Below are 24,882 nucleotides of genomic sequence, written 5' to 3'. Positions count from 1 at the left end.
ACGTTGGGGTTGCCGAATGCGCAAGCCCCTCATCCGAGCCCTTGTCTTCCTCGTCGTCCTGGCTACTGGACTGGGAGCCTTCTTTCAGTTCCTGTACCGACCCTGGCAGCGTAACTGGGGTGCTACTGAGCAGGAGATAGCCCGTCGCATGCCCGGCGACGAGGTCATTTCGGAGCCTGGTTTCAATGCCACAAGAGCCGTGACGATCCGAGGCAGACCTGACGAAATCTGGCCCTGGATCGTCCAGATTGGATACCTGCGAGCCGGCTTCTACAGCTACGACCGCCTCGACCACGACGGAGTCCCCAGTGCGGAGAGGATTCTGCCGGAGTTTCAGAACCTCGAGGTCGGCGATGAGATTCCCCTCTCGAACGTCGCCGACGCCAAGGTCCTGGCACTCGAGCCCGACAATTTCATGCTCCTCGCGGTCGGCCGCTACCCCGGCCGCCCGGGGGCGTTCACCTGGGCCTGGGGGTTGTACCCGCAGGATCGACAGCACACACGTCTCGTGACTCGGCTGCGCTGGCGGGCCGGTGGCCCCCTCTCCGTGCTGTTGTTGGAGACATTCGAGATCTGGATGATGCGCAAGTGCCTGCTCGGGCTAAAGGAACGAGTGGAGTCGGCGACCTGACGGAACCCGGCGGAGGGTGCCCGCCAGCGTGGAGCCCCCTCTCTAGAAGTCTCTAGAAGAGGCTGGCACCTTGCATGGCAGTGCGGTTGCGCCACCCGATGAGTGGCTGGCACCTCGAGACTGGCCTCGAGACCTGGGAGATCCGCCAGCGAGCCGCCCACCCAGCCGGGTGGTGCAACGAATACCGCGTCGTGCTATCGAACACGTAGCGTCCATCAACCCGCCGGGCCTCGCAGGCCTTGTGGACGGGCGGACAACGGCTCACCGCCAACGAGGCGGATGAGGCAACAGGCACAAACTGCTTTGTATCCGGGGCTCGTACCGACCCCGAGGAGGTCGCAGGCATGAGACGAGTGGGAATAGTCGGCGCCGGGATCACGCCCTGCAAGAGCCATTGGATGGAGCGGACCTACTACGGTCTCTCTCAGATGGCGGTCAAGGCGTGTCTCGAAGATGCCGCCATGAGCGTTCGGGACGTGGATGCGGTGGTCTACGGCATCTACAACGACATCTTCGAGCTTTCCGCGATCCCCGAGCACCCGCTGCACGGGATCATCGGAATGACCAACAAACCGGGGCTGCGGGTGACCAACGGCGGCGCCACCGGAGCCTACGCCATGCTCGCCGCCTACACATTCATCGCCAGCGGACTCTACGACACGGTGCTGGCGTTGGGAGTCGAGCGAGCGACCGACTGCTTCGACTTCGAGTCGATGACCGAGACCCCGGAGGTCATCAAGACCATCGGCTGGTCCGCCGACACCTTCTTCGAGCGAGAGCTGGGCTGGACCGCGTCGGACAGCTACGCCGAGGTGGTCCTGGCCTATATGGACGACCACCCCGACGACCTCAAGCCGGAGGTCTCGGCGCGCATCTCGGAGATCCTCTGCCAGCAGGCCAAGAACAATCCCTTCGCCCAGCGCCGCGACGAGGTGGTCACGGCCGAGATGGCGATGAACTCACGCTACGTCGTCTACCCGTTCAAGCTCCTCGAGATGTGCGTCTACACGGAGGGGGCGGGCGCCGTGCTCTTCGCTTCCGAGGACAAGGCCAAGGCCATCGCCGCCAACGCCGGCCTGCCGGTGGTCTGGGTAACCGGGCTGGGCGCCAGCAACGAGCACAGCGTTGCCGGGCCCGACTACGAGAAGCACAAGTACATGGGCCGAATCTGGTCGGATCACATCGCGGCGCACAAGGCCTACGAGATGGCCGGGGTGAAGGATCCGCTGCGCGAGATCCAAGTGGTCGAGCTGCACGACGCCTTCATCAAGCAGCTCCAGATCACCATGGGCGAGATGGGATTCGTGCCGGTCGGCAACACCGACGCCCTGATCGAGGACGAGGTGATGACGCCGGGTGGCAAGGTGTTGGTCAATCCCTCCGGCGGGCTTACATTCGGTGGTCACTTCGTCGGCGGCTCCAACATGTTCTCCTGCTGGAGCGCGCGCAGGGAAATGATCGAGCGCGAGCTCGAGCGCGGGCTGGTGCACGGCACCGGCTCGACCGTGGCGCAGTACGGTGTGGCGATGGTTCTGGAGAGGAGCGAGTGAGATGACCGAGACAAAAAACGACGTTCCCCGGGTCATTCCGGAGCACATGAACCCACCCGTGGCCTCCGAGGTCGTGGAGGTGGACGGGACTCCCTACCTGCAGACCAACGAGGCGATGTTCACCTTCTACAAACGCACCAAGGGCGAGTTCTCCGGCTACTTCCTCGCCCTGCGGGACGAGGCCAGGATTCATGGCGTCAAGTGCCCGAGCTGCGGCACCGTCCGGGTGCCACCCTTTGCCCTCATGTGCCCGGACTGCGAGTTCGCGGAGATGAACCCGGTCGAGATGCCCGACCACGGCGTGATGAACTCGACACCCCCGATCACCTACTTCGCCCACTCGCTGTTCCAGTCATGGGTGCCCTTCGGGCGCGGCCGCGTGACCCTCGAAGGGGCCGACACCGCGTTGCCGATCCACGTCTACACCACCCGCGGAGTCCTGACTCCCTTCATCTTCAAGAAGGGCACACCGGTGAAGATCGTTTTCCGCGACGAACGCCAGGGCAAGCCGACCGACATCTTCGCTGTTCCAAGCGCGGAGCTCACTCCGGAACAGCAGGCGAAGTCGCCGCTCCTCGAGAGCGACCTCGACTTCTCCGAACCGCTGGAGCCCGAAGTCGGCGAGCCGGCCGACGAGGACCGCAACGCCTTCGCCCGCGCGGTCGAGATGCTCAAAGAGCTGGCCTCGGGCGTGGAGGCGAGCCCCCGGGCGCGCCACAACCTGGCGGGTTGGCGGCGGGCGATCGAAGTCAAGACTGCAGCCGGCAGCATTACCCTGAAGATCGACGACGGCCGCCTCGAGGTGGTCGAGGAAGAGACCGGGGCAGAGGCCGACTTCGTCATGCTCTGCTCGGAGCCGAAGCTGCTGGTCGATTGGATGAGCTTCAAGGAGGCGCTCACCAACGCCATCATCACGGGCAAGCTCTGGATCAGCGTCAACCGCGAGTTCACGACCATCTTCAAGCTGGATCGGCTCCCCAGATCGGTGCGCCGCGACGCACAGTCGGGTGGATAGGGCCGTTTCCGACGATCCACAGGCGTTTCCCTATCGTCTTCCGAGCATCTCCAGGGCCGCCAGGATGGCGCGGTGCGATCGCTCGAGCTGCTCGTGAGAAGCCTTGGAGCGGGCATGGCGGGACTCCATTGCCTGGTGGAAGTCCAGCGAATCATCGGACAATCCGATCTCGACCCTTCGCTCGAGTCCGAGCGTCGTCTCGTGGCGGCGGAGGGCCTCTTCGTGAGCGGCCATCGCCGCCTCGTGCCGATCGAGTGCGGCTTCGAAGCTCTCAAGCTCGAGCCCCGAGGATAAGCGCTGAGCACAGGCCCTCAGAGCCTGGTGGTAGGAGATCCGCCAGCGTTCGACGTCGCGCTTCCAGGCCGCATGCTCGAGACTGGCTTGCTGGTGCTCAGACCGTAGCATCTCGAGACTCTTCCGTCTGCGGCTTGCCACGACGCGAGCCTAACAGCCCGCGGCGTGCGAAATCGCCTCGCTCCTATTTCAACCGGACCACCGCCAGCCGGCTGCCGTCCCGAAAGACGAGCCGATCGCCGACAACAGCCGGGTGCGACCAGGCCACCGATTCTCCCAGCCCGTACTTCCTGATCGGGACCAGGCCGCTGCGAGACACCTCGGCCAGAAGCAACATGCCGTCCTCCTGAATCACCAGCACCTGACTGCCCCATGCAATCACGGTCGCGTGCTCGCCGCTCCGGGGCTCGCCCCGCCACAAGACCTCTCCGTTCTCGGGATCGAGCACGAAGAGCTGCCCTCTGCGAAAATGCGAAAAACCGACGACGAGGTCCCCCGCCACCACCGGCGAGCTCATGAAGAGCGAAACCTCGCGGTGCTTCCAGAGCGGACGAACATCCCAGGACTCGCCGTTCGGCACGATCTGCCAGGCGAGAATTCCCGTGTCGTAGTCCGAGGTCAGCAGCATCGTGCCAGTGAGCAGCGGCGTCACGATGGTGTTGTCCATGGGCACGCGAAACGGCCTGCGCCAGAGCTCCTTGCCGGTGAGCGGATCGAGCCCGACGATCAGTTTCTTCGTCTTGAAGACGAGATGCGGCCCGCCCTCGAGCTGGTGGATCACCGGCGAGGCAGCCAGCGCCGGGCCGTCGCCACTCCAGCGCCACATCTCCCGACCATCCGAGACGTTGAGCGCCACCATCGCACCGACGCTGGGGGCGTCGATATCGTCTCTCTCGTGTCCCCCCAGGTGCACGATGCAGAGATCCCTCCACACCAGGGGCGAGGCGGCGGCGCCAAAGAAGGGAAAACTGGGATCGAACTCGTCGGACGAGGCCTTCTTCCACAGCAGCGCTCCGGTGTTGGCATCCCAGGCCCTGAGTACGGCGTTGACGCTGAAGGTGAATAGCCGACCGTCGGCGAGAGCGGGAGTCGAGTAGGGGCCCAGACCGTGAGCTCGAGCGGAGTCGTCCTGGCGAAACGCGGCCTCGTAAGATTGCCCCCACAGGACCTTGCCGTCGGCGAGGCGCAGGGAACGAACGACCTCCTTGTCGCCCTGGCGCGACTCCACCCAGACGCGGTCGCCGGAGACGACCGGTCCGGAGTAACCCTCACCGATCTCGCGCTCCCATACCCGCGAGAGGCGATCGGGCATCTCTCCCGTGTAGAAGGGTCCGGATGCGGTGCCGTCGCTTCGGGGACCCCGCCATTGGGGCCACTCGGCAGCAGGCGCGAGGGCGGGAATCAGCAGAAGTGCAACAGTCAGAAGGGCCGCCGATGGAGAGTGCGATGGCGTCGCTCCCGCGGCGGTAGGCTCGCGGGCTCCCCCAGCGATAGAGAGGATCATCTACCTACGTCCAAAGAGTCCGAACGAGCGCTCCTTCACCCGTCATCGTACACCCCCGACGGCCGGTGGCTTGCGCGAGCATCTCTGTGTCTGAAGCCATGCCCGGCACCGGCCCAAGCACTGGCACCTATCTGGCACCCGCCGGACAGGGCCTAGCTCGCCGTCCGCTCCTTCGCCGACTCGGCCAGCTGCTCCAGCAACCTGCCGCCGGTCGAGTCGATCTGGTCGGCGAGGAAACGGCATCGGGGCTCGGCGCGCTCGAGGTAGCGAGCCAGAACCTCCCGACGCTCGGGGTGCTTTGACGCCTGGTCCAACAAAATCCGGCAGATCGCAGCTTCCGCCATGAGAGCCGTCAGGCGCTCCGCGTGCAGCTGGGCACGCGCAAAGTCGCGCTTCGGGTCCCAGTCTTTGAGAAGAGCCTTGGTGCGGGAGCCCAGGGAAGCGCCCTGAAGAGAACGGAACTTCTTGCCCGCCAGCCGAGTCAACAGATGCTGCTGGGCGCTGAAGGACATTGTCTGCACCCTGGCCACCCGACGCTCGAGGGAGTCACGACCCGAGACCGACCGCCACTGAGCCTGAGCTCGGCGGCGCACGAATCCTTGAGGATTCTTGACGATCCCGTTGAGCGTGTCCCTCGTCGCCATCAAAGCCTGGATCTGGCTTGTGCCCTCATAGATTGGCAGCACCAGGGAGTCCCGCAAGAGCTTCTCGGCCGCATAGTCCGTCGTGTATCCGTTGCCACCGTGCATCTGGAGGCACATCCGGGCCATCTGGACAGCGCGCTCGGCGGCCAGATACTTCAAGAGCGGCGTCGCTCGCCGCGCTCGGCGCTGGTGCCCCTTGACGCGTCGCTCGAGTCGCTTTTGCTCGAGCTCGTCGGCCGGTGGCACGAAACGCAGCCGCAGGCGCTCTTTCTCCTCAAGCTCACTATGGACGGCGGCGTACATGGCGAGCGCCCTCAAACCCTGGATGTCGGTGCGCATCTCGTCCAGGTAGTCGGCGATCATCTCGTGTCGATCGATGGTCTTACCCATCGAGCGTCGCTCGGCCGCGTAGTCTCGCGCCGCCCTGTACGCGGCCTCGCACAGCCCGATCGACTCGAAACCGACGCTTACCCGCGCCCCGTTCATCAGGGTCAGCATGTGCTTGAAACCTTCACCGCGCCGACCCACCAGCTGGGCGGGCGTCTTCTCGAAGCTGAGCGAGGCGGTCACCGACGCGTGGTGCCCCAGCTTCTCCTCGAGCCGGTCGAGCTTGGCGTGCCTGATGCGCCGACCGTCGACGTCGTCGTAGGTCTTGGCCAGGAACATCGACAGTCCGCCGAGGCCGGCGAATGGGTCGTTGGTTTCCTCGGCCTCCTCGGTCCGGGCGATGACGAAATGGTACTTGCCGTGGCCGGACGTGATGAAGGTTTTCTGTCCCGTCAACATCCAGTCGCCGTCTTGGTTCTGCTCTCCGATCGCTCGTAGCGCCGCCATGTCGCTGCCGGCGTCGGGCTCCGTGATATCCATGCAACCCCAAGCCTCGCCGCGCACGATCTCGTCGATCCCTTCGGCAAAGCGTGTCCGCGTTATCTTCAGGCTCTGGCGATCAAACTCGGTTGTCCCCTCCTCGATCGACAGCGCAAGCATCGCCAGCGCCATGCCGCCGTGGAACGAGTAGTGCGTCATCACCGCCTGATCGATTCGACCCAGAAGCTCGTTGTGGATGTTGTAGAGCAGCACCGGGGCGTTGACGCCGCCCAGCTCCCGCGGCAGAGACATGCCGTGCACGTCGAGCTCGCGCATCCGCTGGAAGATCCCCTCGAGCCGCGGCGGGAACTTCGCCTCACCGTCTTCGAACAGCACACCCTCGCGCTCGATCTCGTCCACATGCGGGGCGATCTCCTCAGCGACGAACTCGCCGAACATCGTCACGATGTCGAGATAGAAGTCGCGCGCCTCCTCGACACTGCGAAAGCCATCCTGAAGCTCCAGGCCAAACTCACAGGCCTCGACGATCGGATTCCAGTCGATGCCCTTCTCCAGGTACCAGCGCAGATCTTCGTTATCGGTCAAGAAGTTGGCCATGGCTTCAGTCCTCCCTGCTCCCAGAGGCTACCAACGACGCGAACCGGGGCCGCCACCCTGCTGGATAGGGGTCCGCTGAAACGACCCGCGTGCCCGGCTGGCCCTTTCCGGGCTCCGCCGCTTCGGAAAGAAATTCCTAGCACTCTGATCCCTCGAGTAGTATCTGCAAGTTTTTCGGATATTGGTGCTGATGAAGCGTTCAAGACACGGCTCGGAATCTGTCTATCGACTCGGGCCGACCCTGGCCCGCGTGCTGATCATCCTGATCCTTCCGATCCTTTGGAGCCCAGCCGGCGCGGCGCAGACCGTCGGCACCACGCGGATCGCGGACGGTCTCGCGAGTCCGACATATGTCGTCTCCCCTCCGGACGACTTCAACCGGGTCTTCGTCACCGAGCGCCTGACCGGCAACATCCGGATCATGGAGCTGACGACCGCAACCTTCCACGCCACACCGTTCCTGACCGTCTCGGGCGTCACTGGCGAGGGACTGCAGGGGCTGGCATTTCACCCCAACTACAGCGTCAACGGCTTTTTCTACGTCTACTACTTCGCCAGCAGCCCTTCCCGGACGGTCGTCGAACGCTATACGCGAGACTCGACGAATCCGGACCTGGCGGACTCGACCAGCGGGCTGACCATCATCGAGATCCCTCAGCCCGCGGGCAACCACAACGGGGGTTGGCTCGGGTTCGGGCCGGACGGGCTCCTCTACGTTCCTCAGGGCGACGGGGGCGGCCAGTGCGATCCAGACAACAACGGCCAGAACACGAACACTCTCTTGAGCTCGGTTCTGCGCCTCGATGTCGACCGAGACGACTTTCCGACCGACCCTGACAGGAACTACGGCATACCTCCCGGCAACCCCTTCGTCGGCCAGGCCGGCGCGGACGAGATCTGGTCCTACGGCCTGCGCAACCCGTTCCGTTCGAGCTTCGACCGGTCAACCGGTGACTTCTACATCGGCGACGTCGGCCAGAGCACCCGGGAAGAGATCAACTTCCAGCCGGCCTCGAACAACGGCGGCGACAACTACGGCTGGGATCTGCGCGAAGGCGAGCTCCCGACGCCGACTGCCACGGATTGCGCAGGCGGACCGCCACCGCCTGGGAACGTGGACCCGCTCTACGCCTACGCCCACGGTAGCGGTGCCAGCCAAGGCAACTCGGTAACCGGTGGCTACGTCTACCGCGGCCCCGAAACCGAGATCGAGGGCAAGTACTTCTTTGCCGACTTCGTGAACGAGCGAATCTGGTCCATCGATGCCGGTACGGGAGCGAACTTAACGGACCGGACGACGGCCTTCGTGCCCGACGTCGGAAGCATCAACCAGATCGTCTCGTTCGGCGAAGACGGCTTCGGCAACCTCTACATCGTGGACCTCGGCGGCGAGATCTTTCGCGTCGACGGGCCTGTCGGCTTCGTCCCCTGCCCCGATCTTCTCCTCAGCGAAGACGCGGTGATGGGAACCGAGATCATCGAGCATTGTCGCAACATCACACTCGGCCCCAACTTCACCGTGGGAGCGGGCGGTGACCTGACGCTCCGAGTCGGAAACAAGGTGACCTTGCGAAACGGCACGACCGTCGCGGGTCTACTCACCGTCGAGATCGATCCCGCGCTCCAGCAGACACCGCCGTAGTGTAAGGGGACCAGCCAGACTCTGGTTGCGGCGATCGCTTGTTCTTCTTTGCCGGTACCGGTGACTCCCTTCTCGGCTCCTTCGTCGGGCATGGCACAGCCCATGGCTCCCGCTACGAACGCAATCCCGGTCAAGACGCAAAGTGACTTTCGAATCATGGTCTCGAGTCCTTTCGCACGCTGTTCTTTCTCGGACCTTACGTATTGTGTCCCCGGACGCGCGCCTACTCGATCTCGAACTCGCTTTCCGAGATGGTCTGGTTGCCGCCCGCCTCGATCGCCAGCACCTCCCACTTGCATTCGGTCCCTCCCTGGTCGAGGATCTCCGGCGAAATGGTGACGCTGTTGACGTCGGCACCGACTTCCGCTGTGTAGTCCACGAAGTCCTCCCCTTCACATCCGGCGATGACCTCGTAGCCAACGATCTCGCCCCCCGGCGGGTCAGCGACGGCCTGCCATTCAAAGACCGCGTTGTCAGGGTCGACGGCCTGACCATCGACCGGGAAAACCAGTGCCGGACCGTCCGGAAGAACGTGTGTCAGCCGTGCCTTGCCCTTGAGTTTCTTGCCCTCGGTCGTGGTCCCCTTGAATCGGTAGGTCCCTTCGGGGAAGAGCTCCAAGAGCTCTTCGAGCGGCTGCTCGTCGAACGAGGGCTCGGCGCTCTCGAAGAAGAACTCGGTGATCCCCTGAAAGCCGACGCTGCCTTCGGCCAGGACGTTGAACAGCACGCTGCCGTCCGGGCCCTTGAGCTGCATCGAGTCCCAGCCCACGCCGTCGAGAAAGATGTGGATTCCGGCGTCGCCGTCGGTACTGTTGATCTCGATTCTGATGAACTGGTCGGCCAGCTTCTTGGCCGATGCTTCCGGAGCCGCGGCTCCTGCGACCAAGGCAACCAGGGCGGCCGCAAAAACTTGAACCTTTGCACTTCTCATTTGGTTTTCTCCTCTCCTTTTGATCGATGCGGGTTCTTGCTCATTCGTTCGAAGCGGCCCCACGTACCGCTCCTGCTGAATAAGACGCCCGCCGCGCAAGGATCCTTTGGGGGACACAATACGTAATAGAGCGGCGTCCTACATAGAGGATGCCGAGATTGCCCAGGCTCGTCGTGCCGGGTGTACCACACCACGTCACGCAACGCGGCAACCGCCGACCGCCACCTACGACGCCGCTCCGACGGCATCGTCCACATCGAACCGCTGGCCACGAGGGAGAGCTCCGGCCCGAACGCCCGCCAGAGCTACAGCCCTGCGGGCATTACGTATTGTGTCCCCTCTCTACTCGAATGCCCGGACCAGTGTCTTGGTCATCCGCTCGGTAGTGATGAAACCCCAGTTCCAGTCGTCGTGGTAGTCGGCCAGCGGGTTGGCTTCGAGGATCTCCTCTTCGGTCTTCCCCGCCTCGACTAGAGAACGCACGCGTGCACGAGCGTCCTTGAGCATGGCGACAGCTGTGGCCAGGTCCTTTTTCGTAGCGATTGGGCCGTGCCCCGGAATGATCTGGGTCGCGTCATCGGCGAGCGCGAGAATCCGTTCCTGCGCGGCGACGTAGCCGTCGACGCTCCCGCCGGAATCGAGATCGATGAACGGGAACAAGCCGTTGAACATGACGTCCCCGGCATGGATGACGTTGTCATCACGGAAGTGGATGACCGCGTCGCCGTCGGTGTGGGCGTTCTCGACGTGAAACACGCGCGCCCCCCGGTCGTTCAGATGAAAGGTGACCGAGTCGGAGAAGGTCACGACCGGTAGGGCGTCCTCGGGTGCCGGCACGTCGCCGGCGGCGGTGGTCATCCCGTCGGTGAGCAAACGCTGGCGGAGATTGTCGTGGGCGACGATGGTCGCGCCCGCCTTGGCGAGCGCTTCGTTGCCACCGATGTGGTCACCGTGGACGTGAGTGTTGATCAAAAACTCGAGTGGCTCTTTGGTCAGCTCGCCGATCGCCTCCAGCAGTTCGTCCGTCAACGGCGGCAGGCCGTCGTCGATCAGCACCGCGCCGTCCTCACCGATCAGCAGGCCGAGGTTGCCGCCGGCGAAGCCGCCTTCTCCCTCGAGCATGTACAGGCCCGGGACGAGCTCGGTGGATTTGAACGAGATCTCCGGTTCCTGGAGCGAAACCTGGGCCAGCACGGGTGTCAAGAAAAGGGCCGGTAGCAAGGCCAGAGGGGCAGCGTATCCAATGCGCATTGATCTCTCCGTCAGGGGCGGACCTCCCGATGCTGCGTGCAGCTTGTTCCGCCGGTTCACTCCACCGGGGCGACGTCCAAGGCCAGCACGACGAACTGAGTGAACTGCCCGGCGGAGAAGTTGTTGTCGCTGACGATGACCAGTGTCTGCCGCCCGTCAGGTAGAGGCGGGCCAAACGTCATCCCCTCGATGTTGTCGATCGGGATACTTAGATCGTCGAATGCGAAAATCTCCCGCTGCGATACCGGTGTGAAGGCGATGGGAGAACCGCCGTCGTAGAGGGCGTCGATGCCCAAGACGTCGGTCGCGCCCTGCGTCGAGATCTCGTTGATCACGACTACGTTTCCGGTGCCGCCACCGAGGACACCTCCGACCGAGAACGATCGCTCCATTACCAGCATGGTCCCGACGTCGTCGATCGGCAGGACTTCGACGATCCCGTTTACCCCAAAGATCGCCGACGGCTCCGCCCACGGCGCCACCTCGTACACGTACTCGGTGATCGGCCTGCGCTTCCTCAGGTCATAGACGAGGATGCGTGCGAGGCTGCCATTCGTGAAGCCGGAGGCAGGCCCGTCCTGGAACAGTGCGCCCTCGCCCGCCGTGATCAGGCTGCGTCCGTCGGGCGTCACGTTCAGGCTCTCGAACGAGAGGTTGAACCTCACGCCTTTGTCGATGCCGTTCGGGATGTACTTGTCCGGGATCGGCAGGTTTGCGGTGGCGCGTCCGTTCCGGTTGTAGCGCTTGATGAACGGGTCGATGATTGGATTCGCGAAGATGTTCCCCTCCGAGGACATGAAGAGGAATCCCGCGCGACCGAGCACGAAACCCTCCGGATCGAGACCGCCGGGCGGGAACGGTATCTTCCTTCTCTCGAACAGCTGAGTGACGGCAACGAACTCCACGTCCCCGGCATCCAGGGTTCCATCGGCCAGGTCGATGGCAACGGTGTAGTACCGGACGGGGTCCGCCGTCGGCCGATTGCCCTGATCGTCGGATAGCGCGTAGTAGACGTTCCGGCGAGCGTCGAAGGTGATGCTCGACAGGCCGCCGATCTCCGTGCCGTCGAAGACCGTGCCCGTCGGCACGACGATTTCCCCGAGGAACTCGACTTCGACAACGGTCTGCGCGCCTCCCGCATCTCTGGCGGGCTTTGCAGCCGCCGGCGACACCAGCAACACGGCGAGGGCCACTATGACGATCAATCCGAACCCGGTTGGTCTCATCAGCTTCGTCATTCCCTACAGCTCCTTCCTATTCCTGGGCGATCCACGTAACCAAATCTACCAGTTGTCAATGGTCATGCACTACTGCTCGGCACCGGATCGGGACAGATGAAACGCCATCTCACCCACCTGCTCGCCCCCGGAGTGCGCCTGCCAGACGCTATCGAGGCGGCCGTCCTCCAGCATTCGGATACTGGCCGAGTGGATGTGCTCGTCGACCGCCGGATCCAGGTTGGTCCCACCGGAGAACTCGAAGACAAAGCTGTCCGCGCTGCTGGCCTCTCGGTCGAGACGCATCCGGGGCTGGTTGCCGCCGGCGCAGTAGTGTGTCAGGACCAGATCGTCGCCGTCCAAGTGGTACATGTTGATCATCTCGTGGTCCGAGCCGGGACCCATCGTTTCCATGACCACCGTACCGGCGGCCGAGACCGCAAACTCGTGAACCACCTCGGAGACTCTCTCGGCCTCCGCGGAAGCCTCTTCTCCCTTCCCTTCCGGGGTGCCCGTCCAAGTGCCTTGGAGCGTCTTGAGCTGTTCGAAGACGCTGGCTGCGTCGGCGCCCGCCTGAGACGGCGCGGCAGTCACGAGCGCGATGGCGACCATGGTTGCGCAAATCAGGATCTTTCTCATATGTGTCTCCTTTCCAGTGATTGAAAGCGTGCCGGCCCTGGGGCCGGCTCCCGGATTCTAGCCCGGAGGGTGTTCGTGTTCCTCGAAACCCCGTCGGGAGCTGCTAGTATCGCGGCCGTCCCCAATTCCGCGAATCGTCGGCACCCGCCCGAGCCGAACCGTAGCCCGGCGGGCGCAGTCAACAAAGAGGTAGATATGGTTTATCTGACGGCGCTCTGGCTTCCGATCCTGCTCTCGGCGGTGGTGGTTTTCATCGCTAGCTCGATCCTCCACATGGTGCTGAAGTACCACCGCAGCGACTACAGCGCGATGCCCGGTGAGGACAACGTGATGGCGGCTATGAGATCCGAAAAAGTCTCGCCAGGCCACTATTACCTGCCGCACTGCCCGGCTGCCGATTACCTGACGGTCTTTCGTATCGCCGGCACGGCGGCGTTCCTCGGCTAGGCCGGCTCCGCCGCCACCGAGTCGATCTGGAAGGGTCAGCCCTGGAGCACTTCCGCCAAGCACATCTTCGATGGCCTGGTCTACGCTCTTCTGACCGGGGGCGTCTTCGGCTGGCTCTGGCCGAACTGATCGCCCCCTCGCGGGCAATCGCTTGCAGGGGGTTGCTGCCAGCCGCCCTGCTAGGCAACTTCGTCCGTCCGATTCCGTAGAAGATAGGCGTTTCTCAGGAATCACCGTGTCCTGTGCACACTTCTTTCGGAACCTGACAGGAGATCATCCATGCATATAAGGTCGGCCCGCTTCATTCTTGCCCTCCTTCTTCTCGTAGCCCCGACGGGAAGCCTCAGCGCCCAGCGCCTGACGACCCCACCGCCCGGGGCCAACCAGCGTTCCGTCGTCACCCAGTACCTGGGGATGGCCTCCGTGACCATCGACTACAACAGTCCCGACGTCACCAGCCCGGCGGGCGACGACCGGACCGGCAAGATCTGGGGCCAGCTCGTGCCATGGGGTATCGCGCCCAATCCCTTCTACCCGGGGTTTGGCACCGCGGAGAACATGCCGTGGCGGGTCGGCGCGAACGAGAACACGACCATCACCGTCTCCCACGATGTCGAGATCGAGAGCGAGCCCCTGGCGGCCGGCAAGTATGCCCTGTTCATGGCTCCCGGCGAAGACGAGTGGACGATCATCTTCAACCGCAATGCCTCCGCCTGGGGCAGCTTCTTCTACGAGCCGGACCTCGACGCCCTGCAGGTCACGGTGAAACCCGAAAAGACCGATTTCTTCAGAGAGTGGCTGACCTTCGAGTTCGACGACCGCCAGCTCGACACCACCCTGGCCGTACTGCACTGGGAGAACCTCCGGGTGCCCTTCCGCGTCTCGGTTCCGAACATCTCGGAGCTCTACCATCAGACGATGACCGCGGAGCTCACAGGCGCCGTGGGGTTCAGCTTCCAGAACTTCGTCCGGGCGTCCCAATGGGCCTCCCAACAGGACGCCTACCATGACGATGCGGTGAAATGGGCGGACGCCGCCATCGCCGCCAACGCGAACTTCCAGACGATCTCGAACAAAGCCCAGATCCTCAACAGCGTCGGCCGAGGTGAGGAGGCCATGGAAACCCTCGACCAGGCGATCGAGCATCCCACGGCGACCGTGGTCCTCGTACACATGGCCGCCCGGGGCCTGCAGCAGCAGGGTCAGATGGAAGCCGCCAACGTCATCTTCCGCAAAAACCACGAGAGGCACTCGGGAGAGTGGCCGGTCGACTTCGGCATGGCGCGCGTCTACTCGGAGGAAGGTAATTTCGAGAAGGCCCTGGAGCACGCCCGCATCGCCCTGACCCGCGCCCCGGCTGGAGCGCAGAAGCAGAACCTGGAGGCCCAGATCGCTCGCCTCGAGAAGGGGGAGAACATCAACCCCTAGGGTGGCGGCATAGAGGTCGCTCGATCCCTGGAGCCCGGGCCATCGTCCTCGGCGACGAGCCCGGTCCTAGGGATCCTCGACGTCGTCCTGCGGGTACGCTCAGAGTCTCTTCTTGTACACGACCGCACTCTTCTCCCATCCGACGTGCTCTTCATAGAATCGCTGCGCGTCGGCGCGATGAAGCCCAGTATGGATGTGGACCCGCCTGCACCCACGATCCCTCGCGTACCGCTCCACGAACCGAACGAGCTCTTTCCCGAATCCCTTCGAACGCTCAGCTTCCAGAGTCGCTAGATCGCACAACCGACAATCGCTGCCGCGAAGCACGTGCGCATGGATCACGAGCCCGACAACACTCACGACTCTCCCCTCCGCGATCAACCCGAAGAGCTCGTACCCGCTCGAGGTCAGGTCTTCTCGCGATTCGAGGAAGGCCTCGCGGTCAAGCTCAACGCGCAGAGACTGCAAGACCGGCCACGCTTGATCCCACTCCTCGTGGGTCGTTAGCTGGTGAACTCGGTTCATCGACGGGCCACTGCTCGAAGCCTACACCCGACCTCGGTGCGCGAGGCATGGGTCCGATGCGGAGTCAAGGAAATGAGCGTCGCACCGACATTACGAATCGTGTCCGCGAGGATTCTATTTGCTAACTTTCTGATCTCCAGTCCGTTTATAGGAATGGAACGCCCGCGGAGGCCGAGGCGAGTCGTCTGTGCCGATTGAAGCTACGAGGAACGCGGTCCTGCTCCTGATCTTCGCCCTGTCGGCGGCGACCCTCCCCGCTCAGACACAGGCTCAGGCCCAGGACACCGAATCCGACGGCGCGCAGACCGCCCCGACGATCGCAACACGTGTCTACGACACCCGAAGGATAGCGAGCGAGCCCCCGGTCGTCGACGGAGTCCTGAACGACCCGGTCTGGAACACCGTCGAGTGGTCGGGTAACTTCATCCAGCGCGATCCTACGGATGGCGAGCCCCCGACTCAGCAGAGCCGGTTCAAGGTCGTCTACGACGACAGCGCTCTCTACTTTGGATTTCGCCTCGAAGACGATCCGGGGCTGATGAGGCCCATCCTCGCCCGGAGGGACCACTTCCCCGGCGACTGGATCGAGGTCAACATCGACAGCTACCAGGATCGCCGCACCGCCTTCTCCTTCACTCTCAGCCTCTCCGGAACGCGCAGCGACGAGCTCATCTCGAACGACGGCGACGACTGGGACTCCAACTGGAATCCCGTCTGGGACGGAGCCGCGCGGGTCGACGGCGAGGGCTGGACGGCGGAGATGAGGATCCCTTTGAGCCAGCTCCGCTTCAGCAGCGCGGCCCAACAGAGCTGGGGGCTGCAGGTCCATCGACGCCTGTTCAGGCTCGAGGAGCGCTCGACCTGGCAACGGATTCCGAAGGGCGTCGACGGCTGGGTGAGCCGCTTCGGAGAGCTGCGCGGCCTCGACGACCTGCAGCCGAAGCGTCGTATCGAGCTGACACCCTATGGCGTCGCCAGCGGCGAGAGTTTCGAGGCGGAGCCCGGCAATCCCTTTCGCGACGGCAGCGACGACAACCTAGACGGCGGCCTTGACGGCAAGCTCGGGATCACCAGCAACCTCACGCTCGACTTCACCGTCAACCCGGACTTCGGACAGGTCGAGGCCGACCCCTCCGAGGTCAACCTCTCTGCCTTCGAGACCTTCTTCGACGAACGCCGCCCGTTTTTCATCGAGGGCAAAGAGATCTTCGACCTGCGTCTCGCCCCGGCCACCACCGGCGGCGACTTCACTCGGGACACCCTGTTCTATTCGCGGCGCATCGGACGCCCGCCGGGGCACGACCCGGACCTTCCCGATGAGGCTTACGTGGACGTCCCTGGATTCACGAGAATTCTGGGGGCCTTCAAGCTCAGTGGCAAGACCGCCTCCGGCCTCTCGCTGGGCCTGCTGGAAAGCGTCACCGCCAAGGAGGAAGCGGCGGTCGACCTCGACGGCGAGCGCAGCCGGCTGACCGTCGAGCCGCTGACCAGCTATTTCGTCGGGCGCGTGCAGCAGGACTTCGAGGATGGCGACACCCAGATCGGCGGCATGGTGACAGCGGTCAGCCGCGAGCTCGATGACGACCATCTCAATGCCATGCGCCGAGAGGCCTACGCTCTCGGTCTCGATTTCGGCACCTATTTCAAGAACCGCGACTACCGGCTCGAAGCGAATCTCCTGGGAAGCGAGATCCGGGGCAGTCAGGAGGCTATTCTCGAAGCCCAGGAGTCCTCGGCGCGCTACTACCAGCGGCCCGGGAACGACTCGGCGACCCTCGATCCCACCCGGGAATCGCTCGCCGGCCATTCCGGCTCGGTTCGCTTCACGCGTACGAGCAACCACGAGCTCATGTTCCAGACCGGGGTGGCCTGGCGCTCCCCCGGCTTCGAGATCAACGACGTGGGCTTCATGCGCAACGCCGACCAGATCAACCAGTTCACCTGGGTCGGCTACAGCAAGCGCAATCCGTTCAGCATCTTCGACCGCTGGCAACTCAACGGCAACCAGTGGCTCGACTGGGACTACGCCGGCAACTTCCTCGGCGCCAGGTACAACGTCAACACCAACGCCCAGTTCAAGAACAAGTATCACGCCGGCGCCTCGATCACCCGCCGGGGCGAGTCCACCTCCAACAGCGAGCTGCGCGGCGGGCCGGCGTCGCGCTGGCCCGGAAGCTGGGCTTACGAGGCGTGGGTCAACTCGGACGAACGGCGCGATCTCAGAGTCAACCTCGGGGGCTACGTGCGCCGGACCGACGACGGCGGCGGCGATTCCCGGCAAGCCTGGGCGACGTTCTCCTACCGGCCGACCAACGCCATCCGGTTGTCTCTGAGCCCGGAGTACTCGCGCAACCGGCCCGAGCTACAATACATCGACACGGTCGCGTTCGCCGAAGACGAGCGCTACATCTTCGGCCGCCTGGATCAGGAGACCCTCGTCCTCACCACCCGGCTCGACTACACGATCACGCCGAATCTGACCGTGCAGCTATACGCCGCACCTTTCGTCTCTTACGGCAGATACAGCGAGTTCAAGCGCATCACCGACCCGGTCGCCGGCCGCTACCGGGACCGCTTCCTGGTCTTCGGCGCCGAGCAGATCGCTTTCGATGCCGAAAGCGAGACCTTTGAAGTCGACGAAGACGGAAACGGCACGGTCGACTACGACTTCGATGGCCCGGACTTCGACGCCCGCTTCCTCAATGCCAACGTCGTGGTCCGCTGGGAGTACACCCCCGGCTCGACGGTGTTCGTCGTCTGGACGCAGAGCCGCGAGAGCTCGGACCTGCTGGCGCCCGACGGGGACTTCCAGGAGGGGCTGGACGACCTCTTCTCGGTCGAGCCAGAGGACATCTTTCTGGTCAAGTTCAGCAAGTGGCTGGCGTTCTGAACGGGCAGGCCGGAGACCAATGTCCGGCGACCTAGCTGCTATTTGATGAAGTAGCCGGCCATTCTCCACTCGCCGTCCGGCTCGCCCATGAAGGTCACCGTCTCGATCGCCTCGGCTTTGGCGCTAAACGAACTCGCAAACTGCATCAGCACGTACCTACCGTCGGGCGCGCCAGGCATCGCCGTCTTGTAGTCAGCCGACTTCAACTCCCGCGAAGAGAGCTCCCCCAGCGGCTTGCGAGCCGCATGCAACGACTGCACCCACTTCTCCCTGGTCACCGCGTTCTTGAAGTAATCCGCGGCCTCGTCCCAGCTCTTTTCATACTCGCCGCTGTCGGCCAGGGCCAGCCACACCTCGGCCGCCTCGACAGCGGCATCCGTGGCCTCAGAATCAGCGTGCGCCCCTGGAGCTGCCAGCAACAGGAGAAAGGCGATCACGGCCACCGGTTTTCTCATCGAAGTCATCTCAGTTCTCCTCTTCTCAACTGCGATCCAACCACATTGTGATCAATCCGCTCGGGATTCATAGATGGCACCTATCTACTCATACGTCCGAGGGACGGTCTTATTCACGAGCTGGCCGGCGGAGTTGTGACAGGGCCCATTACGTATTGTGTCCCCACGTTAGAGTCAGCGACGTGGGAATCGACGCCAGATCGGACCTGGAGCGGGCACGTTCTGCCGTGCGGGCGCTTGTCGAGCGCCAGAATCGCGAGGCGCTCGCGGCCTACGAACCGCTTGGGTGGCACGAGTCTCTCGCCGGTTCTCCGGTTCTCAACCTGGACGACTTCTCGGCCATCCCGTTCTTGGTCGACATCGGGGGTGTCGAGGAGTACCAACATCGCGCCAGACTGCGAGCCGCCGATGGAGATCTCTTCGCCGCCGGCACGCCACAGAACGAGGTCTACGAGAACTACTGTCGTGAGCGGCTGACCCTTGGCCGGGCCGAGTTCATGTCCGCCCCGAACGATCGGAATCCCCTCGCCCTGGCCGAAGCGTGCTCAAGCGGTGCGTCGTTCGAGCGTCTTGTCTCACGCGCCGAGGAGGCCGGCGGTCTGGTGATTCATCCCTTCATGGGGATCGAGTCGGTCTGGGAGCTCGGACGGAGGATCGCCGTGGAAAGCGGTCAACCCGTCGGGATGCTGGCGCCGCCACCGCCGGTAACCTGGGTTGCCAACGACAAGGCGGCTTTCGGCGAAGTGGTCACCCGTGTCCTCGGCGCCGACTACCTGGTCGAGACCCGCCGAAGCTCCAGCCCGGAGGCGCTCGCTCGGGACCTGGTCGCGCTGGCGAGGCGGCATCGTCGGGTGGCCCTCAAGCGGCTGCGCTGCGCCTCGGCGATGGGTAACGCAGTCTTCGAGGCGAGCTCGCTCGCCGAGCTCGAGGCGGCCGCGGTCGAGGCCGAGGTTCTGGCCTTTCTCGAGCGCACCGAGTGGGACGGTGAAGAGGTCCTCGCTGTTGCCTGGGAGGAGACCGAGCTGTCGCCTTCGACCCAGCTGTGGATCCCGCCCGCCGGCGGCGGCGAGCCGCGACTCGACGGGATCTACGAACAGCTTCTGCGTGGCGAGCGCCGCGTCTTTGTCGGCTCGCGTCCCTCGACCCTGCCGGCGAAGGTGAATCAGGAGCTGGAGTCCGCCTCGGTGCAAGTCGCCGCCGGCCTCCAGGAGCTCGGCTACGTCGGGCGATGCTCGTTCGACTTCCTGGTCCTCGGCAATCCGCCTGAGGACTTCTCGGTCCGCTTTGTCGAGTGCAACGGCCGCTGGGGTGGCACTTCGACACCAATGGCTCTTCTCGATCGTTTGCTCGCCGGCCCACGCCCGCCCTACCGCGCCCAGGACTTCGTTCATCCCGGGCTCGTCGGCGCCCCCTTCGGCGACATTCTCTCGGCCGTGGGCAAGGACCTGTTCGACGCCGGAACCGGTCGGGGGCGCTTTATCTTCTACAACGTCGGTCCGCTGGCGCGCTTGGGAAAGCTCAACGTCATAGCACTTGGGGGCAGCCAGGAAGAGGCCGAGGCGGCGATCGAAGAAGACCTGCCGCGACTCCTCGGGCTCCATCAGCCCTAGGACTGTCCTACGGAGGGGGCGGTGGCAAAAGAGACGGATCGATAGTGACGCTCAGCTCAGCGCCCTCACGGACTTCGAACCCGTCTCTCAAGACCGCGAGATAACCGACGTACAGGTCCCACGAGCCGAGTGGACCGTCAACGATGAAGTTGGGTCCGACCAAGCCTGTGTGACAGGCGAGACCAAACCAGGAGGTCGAGATGGTTACATCCTCGAACTCCTTGAGCGAGCAGCCGTTGCCGAGGTGTTCGAACGCACCGCTGTCGCAGCTGCCCATCCGTCCGGCGCCGCGCTGGTCGGTGCCGAGGCCGCAGGCGCCGGCGTTGTCGATGGCCGAGCTGCCGTCGAGCAGCTCGTGGGTCTGCGTCGGACCGCCATTGTCGGCCAGGTTCAGGTCGAGTCCTGTAAGAGAGCCGAAAGCCGGCAGACAGGTGGCGTCGTCGGCCAGGTTGCCGCCGCCGGCGTCACTCAGTGTTCCCTCGCAGTGGTCGCCGGTGGCGGCGGCGGCAAACAGCGAGCCCGAGAGAGTCAGGCCTCCCCCCGAGCCGTATAGAGAAGCGCCGTAGTCCGCCGAGTTCCCATGGAAGGTCGTCTGATGAACGCTCCCACCACCCCAAACACCGCCACCATAGGAGTCGCCACTGCTTACGGATGCCGTGTTGCCGGAGACCGTGCTGTTGGAGATCGACAGATCCCTTGCCGCTACCCCACCGCCGTAGCCATAGAAAGTAGCCGAGATGCTGTTGCCGGAGATTGTGGAGTTGGTGATGGTGACGGTGGCATCCGGACCGCCGACGGCACCACCGTAGGCTCCGGTGAACGAAGTGACATCGTTGTTGGAGAAGGTGCTGTGGGACACCACCACGGACGCGCCGGTGCCGGCCCAGATGCCGCCGCCACCATCGCGGACGGCAGCGTCGATGACGGAGTTATTGGAGATCACGCTGCTGACGACTCGAGTCGTCGATGCCGCGTGAGCGTAGATGCCGCCGCCCCGACGGGACCCCGGGACGACGTCGGCCAGATTGGGACCGATGGTGCTGTTTTTCAAAGTGAGGCCGCCGCGATTGTAGATTCCGCCGCCCTTCTGTGACCTTCCGAACAGGACCGTCAGGTCCTTAAGCCTCAGGTCCCCCGTTGCGCCGACGTGGAAGACGCGAAACGGGGGCGGCGTCGGCACACCAAAATTGTCGCGGTAGACGAGATAGCCGTTCCCCTCGACGGTGATCCTGCTGGTGACCGAGGGCAGCCCGTTGGAACCGTCGGTGTCGTTGTCGACAATCGTCAGGGGAACTCCGGCGGTGAGCTTGATGACGTCCGATCCCGAACCCGCCGGGCAGCTTCCGCGAGGTGCGTCGTCGTTGGCGGCATCGATGGCGGCGTTCAGATTGCACGTGCCACCGACCGTGATGACAGCGGGCTCGAGCGGCTGCGACAGGACGAGCAGCAGCGCGAGAAGCACATAGGTAGGAATAGGGCGTTGGCGAGAGGTCATCGGCACAAACCTCCTCTTGGCCTGACCGTCAGCCGCTCTCGGATACCTAGCAGCAGCCTCTGCGCCAGAGCAACACCCATTCGGGTGGGGCACAATACGTAATCTTGGCTCTGACTCAAGAAGTGGCTGCACCTCTGAGGAAGTGGGGAGTGGGTACCGCTCTTGCAAATCGTAATCTGCGGAAGGATCAACCGGGTGGACACGAAAGGAGACATCATGAAAAGAATCACGTTGCTGCTGTCCGCCGTCTCGTTCACCGCCTGCACGGCGGTCAACTACACCTCGCCGAGCTTCCCGGAGGTGGCGCTCGACCATCAGGAAGTTGCCGTGCTCCCGGTCGAGATGGTGTTCACGGGCAAGGCCCCGAAGGGCCTCGCCGCCGAGGACATCCTGTTGATCGAGGAAGGCGAGAGCCTGGCCTTCCAGGCCTCGCTCTACAACTATCTGCTGAACCGGTCGAGCCCGCACCGACGACGCCCGGTGTGGATCTCGATCCAACCGATCGAAACCACGAACCAGCTCCTGAGGGAAGAGGGACTTGCCATTCGCGACACCTGGGCGCTGCCCGCCGATGAGCTGGCCGAGGTACTGGAAGTGGACGCCGTCGTCCGCACCAGGGTACGCAAGACGCGCTACCTGTCCGACCTCGCGTCGTTCGGCATCGCCGTCGGCGTACACGTGGTGCTCGAAGCGCTCGACGAAGACCACGCCTGGCTGCTGCCCTGGGGCCCGCGGACCTACGACATCTACGCCGAAGGCCAGCTGGTCACCGCCGACGAGGGCACCCTACTGTGGAAGGTGGCGGTGAATCGCGAAACCGACTGGAGCCAACCGGCCAACGACGTCGTGCGCGGCATCACCAGGAAGCTGGCCAAGAAGTTTCCCTACCGCGGTGACATCGCGTCGGGGTAAGGACTGGCGAGCCGAAGTGTAAGTCGGCCGTACCCCCCCGTGCAAACTGACTCGGGCCCAAAAGCTTCTACAATCGGGTCCAGGCACATCATGATCGGCCGAACGCTGTCTCACTTCAAGATCACCGCCAAACTGGGCGAAGGCGGGATGGGTGAGGTATATCGGGCGACCGACACCAAGCTCGGCCGCGAGGTGGCGATCAAGATTCTGCCGACAAAGTTCACCGAAGACGAGGAGCGGCTGGCGCGCTTCGACCGCGAGGCCAAGCTACTGGCCTCGTTCAGCCACGCCAACATCGCGGCGATTCATTCGGTCGGGCACGACCACGACACTCACTTCCTGGTGATGGAGCTTGCCGAAGGAGAGACTCTGGCTGAGAGAACCGCGCGCGGACCGGTTCCCGTCGATGAGGCCGTGGCGGTGGCCATCCAGATAGCGGCCGGACTCGAGGCGGCACACGAGAAGGGAATCATCCACAGGGATCTGAAGCCGGCGAACGTCAAGCTGACGCCCCGAGCGACGGTCAAGATCCTCGACTTCGGCTTGGCCAAGGCCGTCGCGAGGCCGAGGGTTGAATCCGAGACCCAACTCGGTGATACAGACACCGTGACCCAGATCTCGGAGGTCGGTGCGCTCCTGGGTACTCCGGGCTACATGAGCCCCGAGCAGATTCGCGGCTCCGAGGCCGATGCCCGGTCCGACATTTGGGCTTTCGGCTGCCTGCTCTACGAAGCCTTGACCGGCAAAGCCGCCTTCGACGGACGGACGAACAGCGATCGGCTTGCCGCGGTGCTCGAGCGAAGCCCCGATTCCGACCTACTTCCGCCCGGCACGCCGCCGGCGCTTCTCCGGCTCCTGAACAGGTGCCTGCGCAAGGACCCGGTTCGACGCCTGCATGCAGCCGCCGACGTTCGAATCGAGCTGGAAGACGCACTCAGGGAGATCGAGCACGGTCCAGCTGCGGAGCACGGTCGAGCCGCGGGACCCTCCACCTCGGTCGAACGCACGTTTCCCCTGACCGCGGAGCTCTGCCGACGGCTCGATCGCGAGACGCTCGATCCGCGCGTGATCGGCGACGACGCGTACTATCTCGACAACGAGCGATCCTCTGAGGTTCTGGTCTTCTACCTCCCGGGCATGGGTCTCGACCACAGGATCTTCGAAGAGACCCTCGCTCGGTCGCCTTTCCGGGGGATCGCCTCCAACTTCTACGGTTGCGAGCCGGATCCGGAGCACCGGATCGTCATGGCCATGCCAGACCAGCTCACCGTCCTAGAGCATCTTCTAAGTGATGCGGTGGAACGGCTGGCGCCGGAAATCGTCATCCTCACGGGTTTCTCCCTCGGTGCGGATGCGGCCTTTCGGCTACTTGTCGAAACCGAGCTGGACCCGAAACTGGTGGACGGCGTCCTCAGTCTCGGCTGCAACCTGGGTCTCGAAACATGTTTCTTCTCGGCGCGAATAGCGAAGGTCGCCAGTCTCGAACCGCAAGAGATCCTGCCGGCTCTGAGGGAGATCGGCAGCTCGGTCAACAAACTCGAGGAATGGGTCGAGCTGCACCGCTACCTCGCGGAAGTGACTTGGAAGTACCGATCCGAGATGGGCGTTCTGCGCTCGCTTTCTGCGGGAACCATCGAGCCCTTCACGAACGCAGAGCGTCAACCCTTCGCCGAGTGGTATCGCTATGCGACCGAGCACGAAATAGCGGTTCGCTGCATCTTCAACGACAGTGAGCAGGAGGCTCTCCGCAAGCTCCGGCTCGCTCAACTCGACGACGGAATCCTAGGGCCGCACTTCCGGGACGACGACTTTTTCACCGAGTGGGGCAAGAACCACTTCCAGCTCATCGACCCGGGCCTGATCGAGCGCCACCTCGATTGGCTGCTTCAGCGAATTCGCAGCCCCTGACCCCGCCCCACTCTCGGGCCGGCACCCCTATCGGAAGGGCACCGCTATCGGAGGACCTCAGGCACGAGGGCCGGCTATTGGCCCGCGCTGGGACATTACGCATTGTGTCCCTATCTCCCTTCGAGCGTAGTTTTTCGGCGCGATCGGCAACCTACCCTATGAGTGGCGATGAGTCTCTCGAAACACCAGACGAGCTTCCTCAACGAGATCCAGCCGCATCAGGGAATGCTCCGCCGAATCGCCGCGGTCTACGCCGACAGCCTCGAGGACCGACGAGATCTTCTCCAGGAGATGCTTCTGCAGCTGTGGCGGTCCTACCCCGGCTATCGCGGCGACGCCAAGTTCTCGACCGAACACGTACCAAAGTTCGCCAACGGTTAAGTGAACCGTCGCTCTATTTGTTTGATGCGGTGGGACCGTGCTGTGGATCATGTTGCCCGTTTCGCCATCCATGAAGAAACGAATGTCT

General features: G+C 63.9%; 21 protein-coding genes. 11 read left to right on the top strand and 10 right to left on the bottom strand.

All coding sequences use genetic code 11. The features are described 5' to 3' along the window. Nucleotides 1-58: 58 nt before the first annotated feature. The 3 genes from GY769_03610 (at nt 59) to GY769_03600 (ending at nt 3,196) form a co-directional block, all read left to right on the top strand. Nucleotides 59-631 carry a hypothetical protein gene (locus tag GY769_03610; GenBank protein ID MCP4201000.1) on the top strand — a complete coding sequence of 191 codons (573 nt, stop codon included), beginning with the start codon at nt 59-61 and terminating at the stop codon, nt 629-631. A gap of 344 nt (nt 632-975) precedes the next feature. Beyond that, complete coding sequence (locus tag GY769_03605) at nt 976-2,181, top strand: thiolase family protein (GenBank protein MCP4200999.1); 1,206 nt, start codon at nt 976-978, stop codon at nt 2,179-2,181. Between the two features lies 1 nt (nt 2,182). Further along, a complete protein-coding gene (locus tag GY769_03600) occupies nt 2,183-3,196 on the top strand; it encodes a hypothetical protein (protein ID MCP4200998.1) in 1,014 nt (337 codons plus the stop codon). Nucleotides 3,197-3,226: 30 nt separating this feature from the next. Here GY769_03600 and GY769_03595 read toward each other — a convergent pair whose 3' ends face one another. The 3 genes from GY769_03595 to GY769_03585 all read right to left on the bottom strand — a co-directional run bounded on the left by GY769_03595 (nt 3,227) and on the right by GY769_03585 (nt 7,063). After that, on the bottom strand, nt 3,227-3,631 hold the full coding sequence (locus GY769_03595) for a hypothetical protein (GenBank protein ID MCP4200997.1): 405 nt from the start codon (nt 3,629-3,631) through the stop codon (nt 3,227-3,229). 43 nt (nt 3,632-3,674) lie between these two features. Further along, the gene (locus GY769_03590; protein ID MCP4200996.1) at nt 3,675-4,802 is read right to left on the bottom strand and encodes a PQQ-binding-like beta-propeller repeat protein; all 1,128 of its coding nucleotides are present in this window, start codon (nt 4,800-4,802) and stop codon (nt 3,675-3,677) included. A 344-nt stretch (nt 4,803-5,146) separates the two neighbouring features. Continuing rightward, the gene (locus GY769_03585) at nt 5,147-7,063 is read right to left on the bottom strand and encodes a hypothetical protein (GenBank protein MCP4200995.1); all 1,917 of its coding nucleotides are present in this window, start codon (nt 7,061-7,063) and stop codon (nt 5,147-5,149) included. Between the two features lie 190 nt (nt 7,064-7,253). On the opposite strand from GY769_03585, the gene GY769_03580 reads away from it, so the two are divergent. Then, a complete protein-coding gene (locus tag GY769_03580; protein MCP4200994.1) occupies nt 7,254-8,705 on the top strand; it encodes a PQQ-dependent sugar dehydrogenase in 1,452 nt (483 codons plus the stop codon). A 223-nt stretch (nt 8,706-8,928) separates the two neighbouring features. On the opposite strand, the gene GY769_03575 is transcribed toward GY769_03580, so the two are convergent. The 4 genes from GY769_03575 to GY769_03560 all read right to left on the bottom strand — a co-directional run bounded on the left by GY769_03575 (nt 8,929) and on the right by GY769_03560 (nt 12,743). Then, the gene (locus GY769_03575; GenBank protein MCP4200993.1) at nt 8,929-9,636 is read right to left on the bottom strand and encodes a hypothetical protein; all 708 of its coding nucleotides are present in this window, start codon (nt 9,634-9,636) and stop codon (nt 8,929-8,931) included. 342 nt (nt 9,637-9,978) lie between these two features. Next, nucleotides 9,979-10,839, bottom strand: a complete 861-nt coding sequence (locus GY769_03570) for an MBL fold metallo-hydrolase (protein ID MCP4200992.1) — start codon at nt 10,837-10,839, stop codon at nt 9,979-9,981. A 104-nt stretch (nt 10,840-10,943) separates the two neighbouring features. Beyond that, complete coding sequence (locus GY769_03565; protein ID MCP4200991.1) at nt 10,944-12,125, bottom strand: esterase-like activity of phytase family protein; 1,182 nt, start codon at nt 12,123-12,125, stop codon at nt 10,944-10,946. Between the two features lie 69 nt (nt 12,126-12,194). Then, nucleotides 12,195-12,743, bottom strand: coding sequence for a hypothetical protein (locus tag GY769_03560; GenBank protein MCP4200990.1), 549 nt, complete (start codon nt 12,741-12,743; stop codon nt 12,195-12,197). A gap of 195 nt (nt 12,744-12,938) precedes the next feature. On the opposite strand from GY769_03560, the gene GY769_03555 reads away from it, so the two are divergent. Together GY769_03555 and GY769_03550 are read left to right on the top strand one after the other, a co-directional pair. After that, nucleotides 12,939-13,190, top strand: a complete 252-nt coding sequence (locus tag GY769_03555; GenBank protein MCP4200989.1) for a hypothetical protein — start codon at nt 12,939-12,941, stop codon at nt 13,188-13,190. Nucleotides 13,191-13,469: 279 nt separating this feature from the next. Then, entirely contained in the window at nt 13,470-14,618 is a 1,149-nt protein-coding gene (locus GY769_03550) for a DUF2911 domain-containing protein (protein MCP4200988.1), read from the top strand. Between the two features lie 99 nt (nt 14,619-14,717). Here GY769_03550 and GY769_03545 read toward each other — a convergent pair whose 3' ends face one another. Then, a complete protein-coding gene (locus GY769_03545; protein ID MCP4200987.1) occupies nt 14,718-15,143 on the bottom strand; it encodes a GNAT family N-acetyltransferase in 426 nt (141 codons plus the stop codon). A 187-nt stretch (nt 15,144-15,330) separates the two neighbouring features. On the opposite strand from GY769_03545, the gene GY769_03540 reads away from it, so the two are divergent. Then, the gene (locus tag GY769_03540; protein MCP4200986.1) at nt 15,331-18,033 is read left to right on the top strand and encodes a carbohydrate binding family 9 domain-containing protein; all 2,703 of its coding nucleotides are present in this window, start codon (nt 15,331-15,333) and stop codon (nt 18,031-18,033) included. Between the two features lie 38 nt (nt 18,034-18,071). Here GY769_03540 and GY769_03535 read toward each other — a convergent pair whose 3' ends face one another. Further along, nucleotides 18,072-18,488: a DUF4019 domain-containing protein gene (locus tag GY769_03535; protein MCP4200985.1), complete on the bottom strand. Its 417-nt coding sequence runs from the start codon at nt 18,486-18,488 to the stop codon at nt 18,072-18,074. A gap of 182 nt (nt 18,489-18,670) precedes the next feature. On the opposite strand from GY769_03535, the gene GY769_03530 reads away from it, so the two are divergent. After that, nucleotides 18,671-20,098: a hypothetical protein gene (locus GY769_03530; protein MCP4200984.1), complete on the top strand. Its 1,428-nt coding sequence runs from the start codon at nt 18,671-18,673 to the stop codon at nt 20,096-20,098. A 7-nt stretch (nt 20,099-20,105) separates the two neighbouring features. Here GY769_03530 and GY769_03525 read toward each other — a convergent pair whose 3' ends face one another. Further along, complete coding sequence (locus GY769_03525) at nt 20,106-21,593, bottom strand: hypothetical protein (GenBank protein MCP4200983.1); 1,488 nt, start codon at nt 21,591-21,593, stop codon at nt 20,106-20,108. A gap of 216 nt (nt 21,594-21,809) precedes the next feature. On the opposite strand from GY769_03525, the gene GY769_03520 reads away from it, so the two are divergent. The 3 genes from GY769_03520 (at nt 21,810) to GY769_03510 (ending at nt 24,794) form a co-directional block, all read left to right on the top strand. After that, on the top strand, nt 21,810-22,505 hold the full coding sequence (locus GY769_03520) for a hypothetical protein (protein ID MCP4200982.1): 696 nt from the start codon (nt 21,810-21,812) through the stop codon (nt 22,503-22,505). Between the two features lie 90 nt (nt 22,506-22,595). Next, entirely contained in the window at nt 22,596-24,413 is a 1,818-nt protein-coding gene (locus tag GY769_03515) for a serine/threonine protein kinase (GenBank protein ID MCP4200981.1), read from the top strand. A 168-nt stretch (nt 24,414-24,581) separates the two neighbouring features. Further along, the gene (locus tag GY769_03510; protein MCP4200980.1) at nt 24,582-24,794 is read left to right on the top strand and encodes a sigma-70 family RNA polymerase sigma factor; all 213 of its coding nucleotides are present in this window, start codon (nt 24,582-24,584) and stop codon (nt 24,792-24,794) included. Nucleotides 24,795-24,882 lie beyond the last annotated feature (88 nt).

Source organism: bacterium, assembly GCA_024224155.1.
Classification (GTDB): domain Bacteria; phylum Acidobacteriota; class Thermoanaerobaculia; order Multivoradales; family JAHEKO01; genus CALZIK01.
Note: the sequence above shows the minus strand (reverse complement) of the source record. Positions and strands in the feature narration are given on the sequence as shown.

Bases quoted from the DNA above. Each gene is read 5' to 3' on its own strand.
- GY769_03605 (MCP4200999.1), top strand. From the start codon at position 976: ATGAGACGAGTGGGAATAGTCGGCGCCGGGATCACGCCCTGCAAGAGC.
- GY769_03600 (MCP4200998.1), top strand. From the start codon at position 2,183: ATGACCGAGACAAAAAACGACGTTCCCCGGGTCATTCCGGAGCACATG.
- GY769_03590 (MCP4200996.1), bottom strand. From the start codon at position 4,802: ATGCCCGATCGCCTCTCGCGGGTATGGGAGCGCGAGATCGGTGAGGGT.
- GY769_03585 (MCP4200995.1), bottom strand. From the start codon at position 7,063: ATGGCCAACTTCTTGACCGATAACGAAGATCTGCGCTGGTACCTGGAG.
- GY769_03580 (MCP4200994.1), top strand. From the start codon at position 7,254: ATGAAGCGTTCAAGACACGGCTCGGAATCTGTCTATCGACTCGGGCCG.
- GY769_03575 (MCP4200993.1), bottom strand. From the start codon at position 9,636: ATGAGAAGTGCAAAGGTTCAAGTTTTTGCGGCCGCCCTGGTTGCCTTG.
- GY769_03565 (MCP4200991.1), bottom strand. From the start codon at position 12,125: ATGACGAAGCTGATGAGACCAACCGGGTTCGGATTGATCGTCATAGTG.
- GY769_03560 (MCP4200990.1), bottom strand. From the start codon at position 12,743: ATGAGAAAGATCCTGATTTGCGCAACCATGGTCGCCATCGCGCTCGTG.
- GY769_03555 (MCP4200989.1), top strand. From the start codon at position 12,939: ATGGTTTATCTGACGGCGCTCTGGCTTCCGATCCTGCTCTCGGCGGTG.
- GY769_03550 (MCP4200988.1), top strand. From the start codon at position 13,470: ATGCATATAAGGTCGGCCCGCTTCATTCTTGCCCTCCTTCTTCTCGTA.
- GY769_03545 (MCP4200987.1), bottom strand. From the start codon at position 15,143: ATGAACCGAGTTCACCAGCTAACGACCCACGAGGAGTGGGATCAAGCG.
- GY769_03535 (MCP4200985.1), bottom strand. From the start codon at position 18,488: ATGAGAAAACCGGTGGCCGTGATCGCCTTTCTCCTGTTGCTGGCAGCT.
- GY769_03525 (MCP4200983.1), bottom strand. From the start codon at position 21,593: ATGACCTCTCGCCAACGCCCTATTCCTACCTATGTGCTTCTCGCGCTG.
- GY769_03520 (MCP4200982.1), top strand. From the start codon at position 21,810: ATGAAAAGAATCACGTTGCTGCTGTCCGCCGTCTCGTTCACCGCCTGC.
- GY769_03515 (MCP4200981.1), top strand. From the start codon at position 22,596: ATGATCGGCCGAACGCTGTCTCACTTCAAGATCACCGCCAAACTGGGC.
- GY769_03510 (MCP4200980.1), top strand. From the start codon at position 24,582: ATGAGTCTCTCGAAACACCAGACGAGCTTCCTCAACGAGATCCAGCCG.